Raw genomic sequence first — 14,697 nt, 5'->3', positions numbered from 1 at the left:
AGGTCATCGACCCGATGACCTATGTCGCCAAGGGCGCCGGCGCGAGCCTGTCCAAGATCGGCGACATCGCCAAGAGCATCAAGGGCATCGGCAAGGTGGACCTGCCGACCATGCCCGACGGCTCACTGCACCTGCCCGACGGCCAGCTCCCGCAGACCGGCGGCCACCTGCCCGCCGCGAACGGCATCCCCACGTCACCCTCGGTCCCGCACCAGACGGTCCCCGGCACCGGCCTGCCCCAGTCCTGGACGATCGACCAGCCGGCGGCAGCGGCCTCGCACACGGGGAACGGCTTCCCGGGCGTCACGCACGCCAACGACACGTACCCGATGGGCGGCCACAACAACACCCCGGTCAACGCGGCCGGCCACACGCCCGCAGGTTCCTACGGCCCGCCCCCGAGCGGCTCGTACGGCCCCCCGCCGAGCGGTTCCTTCGGGCCCCCGCCCAGCGGTTCCTACGGCCCCCCGTCCGGCGGAGACTTCGGCCCGCACGGCGGCTCCTTCGGCCCCACGGGCGGCTCGTTCGACCAGGTCCCGGGCAACGCGGGCAACCACGTACCGACCCCCCACATCGACCCGGCCGGCCACGTCCCGACGGGCGCCGTCCCCGACCACGCCCCCACGGGCGGGCAGCACGTCCCCACAGGTGGGCAGCACGTCCCCACGGGCGGTCAGCACGTGCCCACCGGTGGGCAGCACGTACCCGGCGCCGCCGGCCACCCCGGTACGCCGAACGCCTGGTACCACCAGACCCCGACGAACTCCGTCACGCACGACGTCCCGACCACCCCGCACCCGGGCGGTCACGACGTACCCGGCACCGGCGGCCACGGCACCCCGGACGCCCCGCACCACGGCCCGGGCCACGACGGCCCCGGCGCGCACGACGGGCACGGTGGGCACGGCCACGACGGTGCGCACGGCGGCGGCCATGCCGACGACGCGGCCCACGCGGGCGACGACGCGGCGCACGCCGGCGACCACCCGGACTTCGGGGACGGCGGCGCGCACCACGGCGCCGACACCCCGACCGCCCCGGGCCACGGCGGCACGGACGTACCGGGCAGCGGCGCCGGCGAGCCATTCGAGTACAAGCCGCACATGTCGGACGCCGAATTCGCCAAACTCTCCGCTGCGGAGAAGCATCGGGTGGCGCTTGCGGAACTGTCCGACGGCACGGTGGATTTCCCCAGCGACATTTCCGCCGAGAAGTACGGCCAGGGGCACTGGAACGACTACGCGGAGAACATGCCGCAGTCGCAGAAGGACGCGGTCTTCGACTACACGAAGGAGCCCCCGCAGCCGACGCCGACCTACAAGGAGATCAACGGCTACCTGCGCGGCAACTCGGACTTCGACACCCCGCAGGTGCGGCACGAGGTCGAAGAGATCGACAAGGCCCTGGCGGGAAGGACCATGCCCGAGGACATCATGGTCGTCCGCGGGACGGGTCTGGGGCACATCGACGTACCAAGCCCGGTGCGTATGGCGGGCAACACATACCCGGACCACGGGTACATGTCGACCTCGCTCGGCAACCACCCGGTACCGAGCTTCGCCGGCAAGGAAGCCATCCTCCGCCTGCGCGTCCCCAAGGGGACCCCGAGCATGTGGGTGGAGAAGGTCAGCGCCTTCGGCAAGGGCGAACGCGAACTGCTTCTCGGTCGCGGCACCGAGTACAAGGTGTCCCGTGTCTTCATGGATGACAGCGGTCGGTGGCAGATCTACGGTGAGGTCCTTCCCAGGACGTAAGCGAGAACAGGCACAGACATGAGCAACGAGGACCGTCTCAACCCGCGCTTGAACGAGGATCTGCACTTCGAGCGTAGCGCCGGGCCTCCCGACTACGGCTACCGGACGGACAAGCCCGTCCGCTACTTCGCCGTGGCGGACGAGACCGACACCGTACTGGGATACGTGTGGGCCAACGACGAGGACGACGCCGCGGCCTGGCAGCCGCGGCCCGCCGCCGGCCCCAAGGCGTTCAACGGCGGATTCCTGTGGGAGATGAAGCTGCGTGAGTTCAAGGCGCGCGGCATCGCTCCCACCGTGGCCCTGGACGAGCTGGCCAGGAACGCGAGCGACATCGAAACCGGTCATGTCGTCGCCGGCTCCCTGGCGGAGGCCCCCAGTCTCGCCGCGCTCAAGGAACTGGCCTCTGGTGGCTGAAGCCGTCCCGGTCGAACAGCCCGAGGGCTCCACTTCGGTGCAGTACGTCAGCGTCGCCGCCCCCGACGGGCAGGTGATGGGGTATGTCTGGTTCGGCGACGACGGTGTCGGGTGGGCGGACCGTAAGGCGAGCAGCATCGACGCCTACAAGGCAGGGCTGGAGTGGTACGGCGCTCACGTGCATGAGGCGCGGGAACGCGGGCTCGCTCCCTCGGACATCCTCGGCCGCCTCGGTCGCGAGACCGGCGTCGGCCCCGTCACCGCGGCCCCCGATGTGGCCGCGGTCGAGGAGCTCGCCGGCACCGTCACCCCGGCCGACGACCGGCGTCTCATCGCCGCGCTCGAACGGGTCGACGCGGCGGCCTGGCGTACGCTCGCCGACGCCTTCGACGCGCTGACGGACGAGGACCGGAAGGTCGAGTGGGGTGGCGGGCAGGCGAACGCCAGAGGCGTGACCCAGATCCCGTATCCCCGCTACGGCGAGGCGCTGTTGCGTGCCGTCAGCGCGCTGCGGAACGTCGTCGTCACGACCGAGTACCGGTGGTCGGCCAACCCGCTTCCCGAGTTGTCGTCGGACGGCCGGCTGTCTCCGGCCGACGCCGTCCGCGCGGCGATGGCGCTGGTGCTCGGGGAGCGGATCAGCGAGGGAATGATCGACGAGGCGCTGAAGAACGGCCTTCTGGACGCCGCCGTCGCGTCGCTCCGCGCCTGGTACGCGACGGAGGGCGCGCGCTCCGCGCACGAGTCCGCCGCGCCCGGGGCCTCGGCAGCCCACACGGCACCGCAGTACGCCACCCACCCGCTTCCGCACCACACGGGGAACACCATCACCGCGCCACCACCGCCCCGGCCCACACCCCCGTCGGCCAACCCCTACGCCCAGCAGCCCGCCCCGCACCGGCCCGGCCAGCCGCAGTACGGCTATCCGCAACAGACGCAGCCGCAGTACGGGATGCCGCCCGCGCCGCAGGGGATGGCGCCGCAGCCGTACGGCTACCCGCAGCAGGGCCAGGCCCCGTACGGGCAGCCGCAGTACGGGATGGGGCCGCAGGCCGGGTACGAGGCGTGCAGGTTCTGTGGAGGAATGCCGACGGCACGGGTCACGTTCCGGGCGCATCAGGGGTTTCTCATTCTGATGCGATTCCTCAAGTACGACGGTCCGATGTGCGGGACCTGCGGCATGGCCGTCTATCGCACGATGCTGACGGCCACCCTGTGGCAGGGCTGGTGGAGCCCGTTCTCGCTGTTCATTTTCACGCCGTTCACGGTGATCTGGAATCTCGTCGCACGCGGCAAGGTGAGCAAGCTGCAGCGGCCGGCGCCGGGGCAGCACGGTCAGCAGAAGGATCCGGGCAAGCCGATGTATCAGCGGCCGCTCGCGTACGTCGCGCTGATTCCCGTGCTGTGGACCGGTTTTCTGATCTTCCAGGGGATCGGCGGGGCCTGACCCTGGGCTGTACTGCTTCCTCACGCATGCCATATGTTCCAGGGACCACGACCCACGCAACGGACGACTGAGGCAACGGACGACAAGACGGATGGCACGGGATTACGACAGCCAGCTTCTGGAGTCGGTGGCGGTACGCCGGCGCAGGATGCGGGACGCGCTGCTGTTCGGCGCCCAGCGGGCCCGGCGGACGGCGGACGAGCGGCTGGGCAAGGTGTTCGCCGGGATCGCCATCGCCGCCGTGCTGTGCGCGGGCTGCGTCGGCTGGTCCTTCCTCCAGCACACGCTGGCGAAGCAGAAGGCCGAGCAGGAGAAGCAGCAGCGCCAGGAACAGCAGTACCAGCAGCCGGCCCCGACAGCGAAACCGGAGGATTCCGGGAAGGACGCGAAGAATTCTCCGGATTCGTAGCTTTCACCGGATTCACAGCATTCACCGGATCTCCGGAGGCCGGCAACTCGCTCGTACAAAGCGGGAATCCGGCGCCTGTATCAGTAATTCCACGCAAAAAGGGAAAGGGCCCGGCACCAGTAACATGAGTACGCCGCACAGGCCCGACTCCTCAACGCCGCGACGATAGGTTCCCGTAAGTGGTGAGCACAGCAACGACATCCCGGGCGCAACTCAGCCGGGTGACTCTGGTCGGCGAGCGACGCCGGGCCGACATCGTCCTGCCCTCCGACACCCCGATCGGACAGCTGCTGCCGGACATCCTGCAGCTGCTCGACGACCGGGCGGCGTCGCGGCCGATGACCCGGCAGCTGATCACGTCGGACGGTTCCGCGCTGCCGCACGACAGCACGCTGGCGTCGGCGGAGGTCGCGGACGGCGCCGTGCTCCGGCTCGTCCGGGCGCACTCCGCGCCCCCGGCCCCCGTCGTGCACGACGTCACCGACCTGGTCGCCGACGACCTGGACCTGCAGGCCTGGCGCTGGCGGCCCGCCACCCGCCGGATCAGCGCGGGCGTGGCGACCGTCGCCTTCGCCCTCACCGCCGCGGTCCTGGCCCGCCAGGAGTTCGCGCTCGGCTCGCTCGTGGGCGTACTCGTCGCGGTCACGCTCCTGCTCCTCGCGGCCGGTGCCCTGGTCTCGAAGATCGGGCAGGGCAACCGCGGGCTCGCCACGGCGCTGCTCCTCGCCTCCGGCGGTCTGGGCATCCTCACCGCGTGGACGGCGGCCGACGCGTACGACTGGTCGGGGACCACCCGGCTCGCGGCCGTCGCGGGCGCGCTCGTCGTGATGCTGCTCCTCCTCGGGTACTTCTCGCCGCTCGGCCGCGGCGGGCTCATCGGCGCCGCCGCCACCGCCGGCATCGGTGTGGTGTGGGAGGCCGTCGCCGCGATCCAGGACGATCCGGCCCGGCTCGGTGCCGTGATGGCCGTCTTCTCCGTGATCCTCCTCGGGCTGCTGCCGCGGCTCGCCCTGATGGCGTCCGGGCTCACCGCGCTCGACGACCGCCGCTCCGGCGGCACCTCCGTCAGCCGCCACCAGGTGGCCAACGCGCTCGCGGCCACCCACCGCGGTCTCGCCCTCGCGACGATCGTCACGGCGGCGTCCGCCGCGGCCGGCAGTTGGCTGCTCACCCGTGCGGAGACGCCGACCGTGTGGACCGTGACACTGCCCGCACTGGTGGCCCTGGTGCTGCTCTCCAGGGCACGCGCCTTCCCGCTGGTGGCCGAGGTCGTGGCGCTGTTCGCCGCGGCGGCGGTCCTCGTCGTACGGCTGGTGATGGTGTGGATGGACCACGCCGGGGGCGCCGGTCCGCTCGTCGTGCTGTGCGCGGCCGCGGTGCTGCCGCTGCTCGTACTGGCGGTACGGCCGCCCGAGCACGTGCAGGTCCGGCTGCGCCGCGTGGCCGACCTGGTCGAGTCGATCGGCGTGGTGGGGCTCTTCCCGCTGGCCGTGGGCGCGTTCGGCGTGTACGGACAGCTGCTCGACAAGTTCTGACGCTCGACACACGCTCAACAGGTTCTGAGAACGACGCGCAGGCGCTCCGGGCGGGGCAGCAGGGCGGAAAAGAAGGGCTGACATGCCGAACGGAGACAACTGGCAGGGCGACGTGCTGCGTGACCTGCGGGGCGGTGCCACGCCGCAGGGCGGGCAGCAGCAGGGTGCGCAGGGCGCCCAGGGGCCTGCCGGACAGCAGCAGGGCGGGCAGGGGCGCGAGGCCGCACCCCAGGCCACCCCCACCCCCGGCCACCCCACGCCCCCGCAGCAGCCACAGGCACAGCCGCAACCGCAGGCGCAGCCACAGGCACAACCTCAGCCGCAGCAACAGCCCGGCTACCCCGGCGCGCCGAACCAGCCGAGCCGAGCGAACCAGCAGTACGACCAGTACCCCCAGCAGTACCAGCAGCAGTACCAGCAGCCGCCCCAGCAGCAGCCGCAGCAGCAGCCGCAGTACCAGCAGCAGGTGCCGGCCCAGGCCGGCTACGCGCAGGCCCACCCGCGCCGCACCCCCGACTCCCGGCCCGTGGTCGACAAGAGCCTGGCCGTCACCGGGCGCAAGCCGCGGCACGGCGAGTCGTTCGCCGCCCGCGCCACCCGCAACCTGCGCCGTACGGTCTCCTCCTCGGCCGCGCGCGAGGTGGCCGACACCACCGCCACCGCCGAGGTGCTCCAGCAGCCGGTGACCACCGGCCGGCAGATCGCCGTCACCTCCATCCGGGGCGGCTCCGGCAAGTCGACCGTCGCCGCGCTGCTCGGTACCGCGTACGCGCACTACCGGCAGGACCCCGTCCTGATGGTCGAGGCCGACCCCTCGCTCGGCTCGCTGCCGCTGCGGCTCGGCGCGGAGACCCTGCGCTGGACCACCGGCGACCTGGCGGGCATCGTCGAGCCCCAGATGTCGCTGCTGGACGTGACCGGTTACCTCGTCCAGCTGCCCAACAACGCCTGGCTGCTGCCCGGCAGCCAGGGCCAGATCGGCGCCATGCTGGAGACCAGGGCGTACGAACGGGTCATGGTCTCGCTGCGCCGGTACTTCGGTGTGACCGTCGTGGACTGCGAGACGCTGCCCGCCGAGGTCGCCCGCGTCGCGCTCTCCGCCGCCCAGGCCAGGGTGCTCACCGCGCCCGCCACGCTGGAGGGCATCACCAGCACGTACTCGATCCTCCAGTGGATGCAGGGGCTGCCCCCGCACGTGATCGCCGGCACGGTCGTGGTGCTCAGCGAGCTCGTGCCGCACTCCGGGCTCGACCTCGACGAGGCCGTCGAGAAGCTGAAGTCCACCGGAGCGAGCGTCCTGATCATGCCGTACGACCGCCACCTCGCGGCCGGCGGCACGATCCGCACCGAACTCCTCGCGCACGCGACCAGGGAAGCCGCCACCCGCCTCGCGGCGGACGCGTTCCGGCTCTCCCAGCAGCGCCACTGATCCCCATGCCGAGCCCGACCGTGAGTGACGGACGCCGATGAGTACCCGACTGATCCACCGCCCGGCCCGTACCGCGCGGCCCCAGGCCGCGGCCGAGGCGCGCACCATCGAGGCCCCGCCCAACCTCCCCGAGGGGAAGTCGGGCAACATCGCGATGTCGCTGCTGCCCGTCGCCGGTGTGCTGTCGTCCGTGATCATGATGACGGTCGTCCGGAACAGCCAGTTCGCCGGGCTCGGCGCGATCATCGTCGTCGTCACCCTCATCGGCACCCTCGGCCTCGCCTTCTCGCAGCGCGGCAAGGCCCAGCGCACCCGCCGCACCCAGCGCGAGGCGTACCTCTCGTACCTGGAGGACCTGCGCGAGGAGCTGTCCGGCGAGGAGCGCGAGCGGCGCGAGCAGGCCGACGTGCTGAACCCGCCGCCGGACGCGCTGTACGACATAGTCCGTGACCCGGCCCGGCTGTGGGAGCGCCGCCGGATGGACGGCGACTTCCTGCGGGTGCGCGTCGGCACCGGCGAGATGCCGGTCCGCGACCTGCAGGTCGCCCAGCAGGGCTCCTCGGTCCTCACCCCGCCCGACCGCTTCATGCTCAACGAGGCGTCGGCGCTGATGGACCGCTTCCGCACCGGTACCGAACTCCCGCTCACCGTCCCGCTCGACCGGGTCGGCAACATCAGCGTCGTCGGCCCGCGCGAGGACTGCCTGCGCGTCGCCCGCGCCCTGCTCGTGCAGACCGCCGCCACCCACGCGCCCGACGACGTGGCGATGGCGCTGGCCGTACCCGGCGCCCGGCTCCCCGACTGGGAGTGGGCCAAGTGGATGCCGCACCTGCTCGACACCGAGCAGTTCGACGGCCCGGTGGCGGCCCGCCGGATCGCCCCCTCCGCGCCCCAGCTGGCCCGGCAGATCGGCCCCGAGCTGCGCCGCCGCGCCTCGTACGCGGCCGAGGTGCGCCGCGGCCTGTCCAACCGGGACGCGCTGGCCATGAACTCCCGTCTGCTCGTCGTCACCGACGGGCACGGCGAGGACGCCGTGGACCTGCCGCGCCCGGACGACGCGGTGGGCCTGCGCGACATGGGCGTCACCGTCCTGCACCTCCTGGAGCAGCGCATCCAGGAGCCGGGGCAGATCAGCGTACGGATCACCGTCGACGGCGACGAGGTCTTCATCGAGGACCTGCGCGAGCAGGAGCCGATCAGCGCGCACGGCACGGTGGACGAGGTCAGCGTCCCGTTCGCCGAGGGCCTGGCCCGGATGCTGGCGCCGATGCGGCTGTCCGCCGAATCGCTCGTGGACGCCCCGCTGTCCGGCCCCGTCGACTTCGCCGAGCTGCTCGGCATCGACGACGTGGCGCAGCTGGACCTGTCGCGGCTGTGGGCGCCGCGCGGCGAACGCGCCTTCCTCCGCGTACCGATCGGCATCAGCGACTCCCGCGAGCCGGTGCTGCTGGACCTCAAGGAGTCCTCCGAGCTGGGCATGGGCCCGCACGGCCTGTGCGTCGGCGCGACCGGTTCCGGCAAGTCGGAGCTGCTGCGCACCCTCGTACTGGCGCTGGTCGCCACCCACCCGCCGGAGGACCTGGCGCTGGTCCTGGTCGACTACAAGGGCGGTGCGACCTTCGCGCCGTTCGCCGACCTGCCGCACGTCGCCGGCGTCATCACCAACCTGGAGAACCAGGCGGGCCTGGTGGAGCGCGTGCACGCGTCGCTCGCCGGTGAGGTCAAGCGCCGCCAGCAGGTGCTGAAGGACGCGGGCAACGTCGCCGACATCGGCGACTACGCCCAGCTGCGGGCCGAGAAGCGCCCCGACCTGGACCCGCTGCCGCACCTCTTCGTGGTCATCGACGAGTTCGGCGAACTGCTCACCGCCAAGCCGGACTTCATCGACCTGTTCCTGTCCATCGGCCGCATCGGCCGGTCCATCGGCGTGCACCTGCTGCTCTCCAGCCAGCGCATCGAGGGCGGCAAGCTCAAGGGCCTGGACACCTACCTCTCGTACCGGCTCGGCCTGCGCACCTTCTCCGCCGACGAGTCCCGTACGGTCCTGGACACCACGGACGCCTTCCACCTGCCGCCGCTGCCCGGCTTCGGCTACCTCAAGGTCGACACCACGCACTACGAACGCTTCAAGGCGAGCTACGTGTCCGGTGCCTACCGCGGGCCCGTGCAGCGCCACGAGGAGGAGGACACCGGGCCGCTGGCCCTGGAGTACGAGGCGTTCAACACCCTCGCCGAGCCGGAGAACACCGGCGAGGGCGAGCCGACGGTGCGACGCCGGGAGGCCGGCCCGACCGAGATGGGCGTGATGGTCGGCCAGCTGGAGGGCGCCGCCGCACAGGTGCGCCGCATCTGGCTGCCGCCGCTGCCCGCCGCCATGCCCCTGGACAAGGCCGCGGGCCCGGTCGAGGTCGGCGCGCGCGGCATGCAGCTCGCCGCGCGCCGCGGGCCGCTGCAGATCCCGCTCGGCCTGCTGGACGACCCGACCAAGCAGTGGCAGGGCCAGTACGTCCTGGACCTCACGGTCGCGGGCGGCCACGCCGCGATCATCGGCGGCCCGGCCTCCGGCAAGACCACGCTGCTGCGCACCCTCGCGCTGTCGACCGCGCTGACCCACACGCCCCAGGAGGTCGGGATCTACGGCCTGGACCTGGTGGGCGGCGGCCTCCAGGCGCTGTCGGAACTGCCGCACGTGGGCGGGGTCGCGGGCCGCGCCGACCGCGAGCGCACGGGGCGCACCGTCGAAGAGGTGCGCAACATGCTCGGGCTGCGCGAGGAGCTCTTCCGCGAGCACGGCATCGACTCCGTCGAGCAGCTCCGCATGCTGCACGCCGCCGGCCGGCTGCCGCAGCTGGCGTCCGCCGAGATCGTGCTGGTCATCGACGGCTTCGGCGCGCTGCGCGACGACTTCGAGGAGCTGGACGAGGCGGTCGCCGACATCCTCAAGCGGGGCAGCGGCTACGGCATCCACGTGGTCGCGGGCATGCTCCGCTGGAACGACGTACGGATCGCCACCCAGTCGTACTTCGGCACCCGCGTCGAGCTGCGGCTGAACGACCCCAGCGAGTCCAGCATCGACCGCAAGCTCGCCCAGACCCTCTCGCCCGACGAGCCCGGCCGCGTCCTGACCGACGGCAAGCTCTTCGCGCAGATCGCGTTGCCCCGTACGGACGGCCTGGCCGACACCTCGGAGCTGGGCGCGGTCCTGGAGCGTACGGCCCGTACCGTGCGCGCCACCTGGAGCGGCGAAGTGGCCCAGCCCGTACGGGTCCTGCCGCGCGTCCTGGAGCCGCATCTGCTGCCCGGCCCGGCCGCCGAGCCGCAGCGGGTCCCGATCGGCCTGGACCAGACGGCGCTGGCGCCCGTCATGGTCGACCTCTTCCAGCACGACCAGCACCTGCTGATCCTCGGCGACAGCGAGTGCGGCAAGACCAACCTCCTCAAGACCGTCGCCAACGGCCTCATCGAGCGGTACGGCGAGGACGACCTGGTCTTCGCGGTCATGGACCCGCGGCGCGGGCTGCGCGGCGCGATCCCCGAGGAGTTCCGCGGCGGCTACGCGTACAACCCCAAGATGTGCGCGGGCCTCGCCCACGGCGTCGCCGGCCAGCTGGAGAAGCGGCTGCCGGGCGACGGCACGGACGTGGAGGACCTGGAGCCGGGCAGTTGGGGCGGCGGCCCGCGGATCGTCGTCCTCGTCGACGACTACGACGTCCTGACGACCGCCGGCCAGGCCCCCCTCGAACCCTTCCTCCCCTACATCCCCTCGGCGGCCGACATCGGACTCCACTTCGTCCTCACCCGCCGCGTCGCGGGCGCCTCGCGCGGCATGTACGAACCGCTGATGCTGAGCCTGCGCGAGTCGGGCGCCTCGGCACTCCTGATGTCGGGCGACCGCAGCGAGGGCCAGCTGTTCCCCGGCACGTACGCCTCCCTCCAGCCCCCGGGCCGCGGCATCTTCATGCAGCGGGGCCGCCCGAACCGGCTGATTCAGACGGTGTATACGGAGGGGTGAGGGAGCTCCCCCTCTCCCTCGCTCTCTCTTCCCGACCAGGAACCGAACGGACGACCCCCATGACCAAGGACGTCATCACCCTCACCCCGAAGATGCCCGACCCGATGACCGTGCTCGCGGGCCTGCTCTCCGGCGGTCCCGACAAGCTCGTCGGGACGACGGGTGAGGACGCGGTCGTACAGCTCTGCGACCCGGAGGGCCGCCCGCTGATGTCGGTCGAGGCGCCCCTGCTCGTACAGGTCGCGGGCGAGGCCGAGCGGCTGCTCGGGGCCACGCCGCCGCGGCTGCCCTTCTGGTGGACGGAGGCACGCGCCACGACCGGCGTCGGCGAGGCCGAGCGGCTCGCGGGCACCTTCTCCGCGCGGCTCGCCTCCCTGGCCGGCGGCTCCGCCTGGCCTCCGGAGGCCGCGCGTTCGCTCGCCGTGGTGGAGACCGACGGGGTGAGCGTCGCACCCACCCCCGCGGCCGCGCAGCCCGCCGTCGACGTACTCACCGACAAGGTCGCCGTCGTCATCCAGGACCGCCCGGTGGTCGCCATGACGGCCTGGCTCTCGGACGCGTTCCGCGCCGTCGCCAACGCCGAACTGGGCCTCCAGATCGTCACGCCCGCCGGCACCACCCTCTCCCCCGCCGTACGCAACAGCCTGCCCGGCTGGCCGTCGCGCTGGGTCGTGCAGGACGAGCGGGACGGCTACTACGACGGCCTCTCCGGCGCCGTACTCCGCTTCCAGAACGGCCTGTTCGCCCCGGTCGAGGGCGAGGGCGCGACCCCGATGGACGCCCGTACCCCGCTGGCCGCCTCCTTCCAGGAGGTCACCGACACCGGTGAACGCCAGCTGGCCGTCTCCTTCCGTACGGTCCACCCCGCCGACGACCGGCTGGTGCTCGGCGGGGCGCTGGAGTCGGTCTGGCGCGAGCTGACCGGCGAGCCCCCGGCCGGCTGGGGCACCGCCGAACCCGCCAACCTGCCCTGGTCCCTGCGCCAGCTCACCGACCTCGCGCACGACCGCTCCCCCGAACCGACCTGGGTCGTGGTCGTCGGCTCCCCGGAGCGGCCGGGCCTCGCGACGGTCCGCATCACCCGCACCAAGGGCGGCGTCGAGGAGGACGTCACCCTCGCGTTCGGCTACGGCCCCGGCGAGGAGCCCCCGGTGGACGCCCTCACCCGCGCCGCCGAGGTACTGGCCACCCGCCACCACCTCCAGTCGATGCTGGTCCAGCTCCGCAAGGCCCGTCGCGACCTCGCCGTCCCGCCGCACTTCGAGGGCCCCGGCGTCCCCCTGGCCTTCGTCCTCGGCGCCGAAGAGGTCCGCGAAATGCCCGGCGACCGCGCCCGCCACACCCCCCTCGCCGAGCCCCCCGTAGAACTCGGCCCCAAGACCCGCCCCGCCCTCTACTACCCCCTCCCCGGCGACCCCTCCGACCTGTCGGGCTGGCAGGACTTCGAACGCCTGATGAGGCACTTGAAGGGGGCGTGAGGGAACCGACTGGGGCGGGGCGACTGCAGCGGAGCGACTGTCAGTGCACCGTGATACAAAAAGTCATGTCCGTCACGCGGGATGACCGCCGCGTCGGGGCGGCCGGTGGGGGCCGGTTCCCGGGGCGGACAGCGAGGCGAAACGTATCGGCATAACGGTATGCCGCAGTCGGGGGGCGGTAGCGATGAAGATCGAGCTCAAGCCGGACCAGATTCCGCAGTACACCGGCGATCTGCCTCAGCTGGAGAAGGACCACGCCGCGCTCAAGAAGGACGCCGGCCACATCCGCAAGACCGGCTCCGACGTCCACTCCCACTTCCAGGGCCTGTCCGCGTTCTACAAGGCCCCGGAGGCGGAGCAGCTCTTCGCCACCACCAAGCCGGTCCAGACCCGCGCCGACGCATTCGCCGACGACCTGGAGACGGTCTCCTCGGCCCTCTCCTCCTACGCCGACGAAATCCGCCCCCTCGTCCCAAAGCTGAAGGCACTCAAACGCAAGGCCGAGGCCTTCATCCGCGACCACAAGGACGACGAGGACGGCGACTACGACGAGGACCTGATCGCCGAGCACAACCAGCTCCGCGACGACATCACCGCCACCGTCGCCGCGTTCTGGGCGGCCGAACGCACCTGCTACAACAAGATCGTCGCCCTCTGGAACGGCCCCCAGATGGTGGCCGGCGACGGCTCCAAGAAGGAGCACCAGTACGGCTTCAACGCCGAGGACATGAAGAACGCCAAACTCCCCTGGGGCGACCCGGTGGAGGAGAAGCACCACTGGTACGAGGTCGGCCACTGGGTCAAGTCCTTCGTCTGGGACGGCCTGATCGTCGACGGCATCTGGGGCACCATCAAGGGCCTGGGCACCCTGGTCGGCTTCGGCGGCTGGGACGCCATGGGCCAGGCCTGGAAGGGCCTCGCCCAACTCGCCACCGGCCTGGCCATCGTGACCATCGGCGGCCCCGCGGCCGCCGCGTTCCTGACCCTCCCCGACGACAAACTCCCCTCCTGGCTGCGCGACTCCCGCACCGCCATGAAGGAGACCGGCAAGGCCCTGGTCGCCTGGGACGAATGGGGCAAGAACCCCGGCCGCGCCGCCGGAGCCGTCACCTTCAACGTCGTCACCACGGTCTTCACCGGCGGCGCGGGCGGCGCGGCGGCCGGCGCGGGCAAGGCCGGCGCGGTCGCCAAGGCCCTCTCCGTCGCGGGCAAGGCGGGCAAGGTCATCGACCCGATGACCTATGTCGCCAAGGGCGCCGGCGCGAGCCTCTCCAAAATCGGCGACATCGCCAAAAGCCTCCGAGGCATCGGCAAAATCGACATGCCTCCCCTCCCCGAAAACGCCATCGAGCTCCCGGAGGGCGCGATGGCGCTGCCCGACGGCACGGTGCACCTGCCCGAAGGCTCGGCGATACCCAAGGGGGCCATCGAACTCCCGGACGGGGCCGTCAAGCTCCCCGAAGGCTCGGTCCCCCTCCCCGAAGGAACGGTCAAGCTCACCGACTTCGACGGCAACACCGTCTACGCCGACCCCAAGGGCAACCTCTACGACGACACCGGCGCCCTCAAACAACACCACACCGACGCGCCCTCTGACATCGTCGACAGCACGCCCCACACTCCCCCGCCGACGCAACCACCCCGCACGTGGAAGCCCCGACCAACGACCGCATCCTGGTCGGCGCGGGCGCCACCCACACCGCGGACAACCCCGCCCACGTCCGCTTGGGCAGCAGCCTGGACGACACGGGCCGCCTCGGCGACGACGCCACCACGCCCGGCGGGCACGTCGGTGGTCCCCCGGGGCACGGCCCCGGCCACGCTCCCGGCGGCATGGCCGGCCACCTTCCCGACGGTCACGCCAACGACCTCGGCCACACCCCCTCAGCCAGCCACGAACCACCCACGGGAAGCGGCGGCCACGCCGGTGCCCACGGTGATGGGCCCACCAGCGCGCGCGGCGACGGTCCGGGCGGTGGCAGCGGTCACGGTGGCTCCGGCGGGCCGCACGCTCCCACGCCGCCTCGTCACAGCGACTCCACACCCGGCAATCACGCCGACGACGGCATCCACCACGCCTCCGATGACGGCCCCGGACACAGTCATGAACCGCACACGGACCGCACTGATCACAACGAGGTGCCCACGGATGACAGCCTCCCGCACCATGGCGACGCCGTAGACGGGCCGGACAGTGGGCCTTCCCACGACACGGC

The 14,697-nt window shown here is 72.1% G+C and carries 9 protein-coding genes; all 9 read left to right on the top strand.

The window, feature by feature from the left end:
* A partial coding sequence (locus tag ABZ840_RS34320) for an ADP-ribosyltransferase (RefSeq protein ID WP_361566820.1) occupies nucleotides 1–1,754 on the top strand: 1,754 nt, incomplete at its 5' end.
* A gap of 18 nt (nucleotides 1,755–1,772) precedes the next feature.
* Entirely contained in the window at nucleotides 1,773–2,171 is a 399-nt protein-coding gene (locus ABZ840_RS34315) for a hypothetical protein (protein ID WP_361566817.1), read from the top strand.
* The gene (locus tag ABZ840_RS34310; RefSeq protein ID WP_361566814.1) at nucleotides 2,164–3,618 is read left to right on the top strand and encodes a DUF6508 domain-containing protein; all 1,455 of its coding nucleotides are present in this window, start codon (nucleotides 2,164–2,166) and stop codon (nucleotides 3,616–3,618) included. Before ABZ840_RS34315 ends, ABZ840_RS34310 begins: the two co-directional genes overlap by 8 nt.
* A gap of 91 nt (nucleotides 3,619–3,709) precedes the next feature.
* Complete coding sequence (locus ABZ840_RS34305; protein ID WP_361566811.1) at nucleotides 3,710–4,027, top strand: hypothetical protein; 318 nt, start codon at nucleotides 3,710–3,712, stop codon at nucleotides 4,025–4,027.
* Nucleotides 4,028–4,206: 179 nt separating this feature from the next.
* Nucleotides 4,207–5,562: a type VII secretion integral membrane protein EccD gene (gene eccD, locus ABZ840_RS34300; RefSeq protein ID WP_361566808.1), complete on the top strand. Its 1,356-nt coding sequence runs from the start codon at nucleotides 4,207–4,209 to the stop codon at nucleotides 5,560–5,562.
* Nucleotides 5,563–5,644: 82 nt separating this feature from the next.
* Entirely contained in the window at nucleotides 5,645–6,991 is a 1,347-nt protein-coding gene (locus ABZ840_RS34295) for a MinD/ParA family protein (RefSeq protein ID WP_361566804.1), read from the top strand.
* Between the two features lie 37 nt (nucleotides 6,992–7,028).
* The gene (eccCa, locus tag ABZ840_RS34290) at nucleotides 7,029–11,003 is read left to right on the top strand and encodes a type VII secretion protein EccCa (protein WP_361566801.1); all 3,975 of its coding nucleotides are present in this window, start codon (nucleotides 7,029–7,031) and stop codon (nucleotides 11,001–11,003) included.
* A gap of 59 nt (nucleotides 11,004–11,062) precedes the next feature.
* Nucleotides 11,063–12,481: a DUF6177 family protein gene (locus tag ABZ840_RS34285; protein ID WP_361566799.1), complete on the top strand. Its 1,419-nt coding sequence runs from the start codon at nucleotides 11,063–11,065 to the stop codon at nucleotides 12,479–12,481.
* Nucleotides 12,482–12,665: 184 nt separating this feature from the next.
* On the top strand, nucleotides 12,666–14,663 hold the full coding sequence (locus ABZ840_RS34280; protein WP_361566797.1) for a hypothetical protein: 1,998 nt from the start codon (nucleotides 12,666–12,668) through the stop codon (nucleotides 14,661–14,663).
* Nucleotides 14,664–14,697: the final 34 nt, after the last annotated feature.

Origin of the sequence: Streptomyces sp. NPDC047117 (assembly GCF_040643545.1) — a bacterium.
In the GTDB taxonomy this organism is placed as follows: Bacteria; Actinomycetota; Actinomycetes; order Streptomycetales; family Streptomycetaceae; genus Streptomyces.
The sequence above is the reverse complement of the archived record's forward strand: the minus strand, read 5'-3'. Positions and strand labels throughout refer to the sequence as shown.

Excerpts from the sequence above, each read along its gene's own strand:
- ABZ840_RS34295 (WP_361566804.1), top strand. The coding sequence starts at position 5,645 with ATGCCGAACGGAGACAACTGGCAGGGCGACGTGCTGCGTGACCTGCGG.
- ABZ840_RS34315 (WP_361566817.1), top strand. The coding sequence starts at position 1,773 with ATGAGCAACGAGGACCGTCTCAACCCGCGCTTGAACGAGGATCTGCAC.
- ABZ840_RS34285 (WP_361566799.1), top strand. The coding sequence starts at position 11,063 with ATGACCAAGGACGTCATCACCCTCACCCCGAAGATGCCCGACCCGATG.
- ABZ840_RS34305 (WP_361566811.1), top strand. The coding sequence starts at position 3,710 with ATGGCACGGGATTACGACAGCCAGCTTCTGGAGTCGGTGGCGGTACGC.
- eccCa (WP_361566801.1), top strand. The coding sequence starts at position 7,029 with ATGAGTACCCGACTGATCCACCGCCCGGCCCGTACCGCGCGGCCCCAG.
- ABZ840_RS34280 (WP_361566797.1), top strand. The coding sequence starts at position 12,666 with ATGAAGATCGAGCTCAAGCCGGACCAGATTCCGCAGTACACCGGCGAT.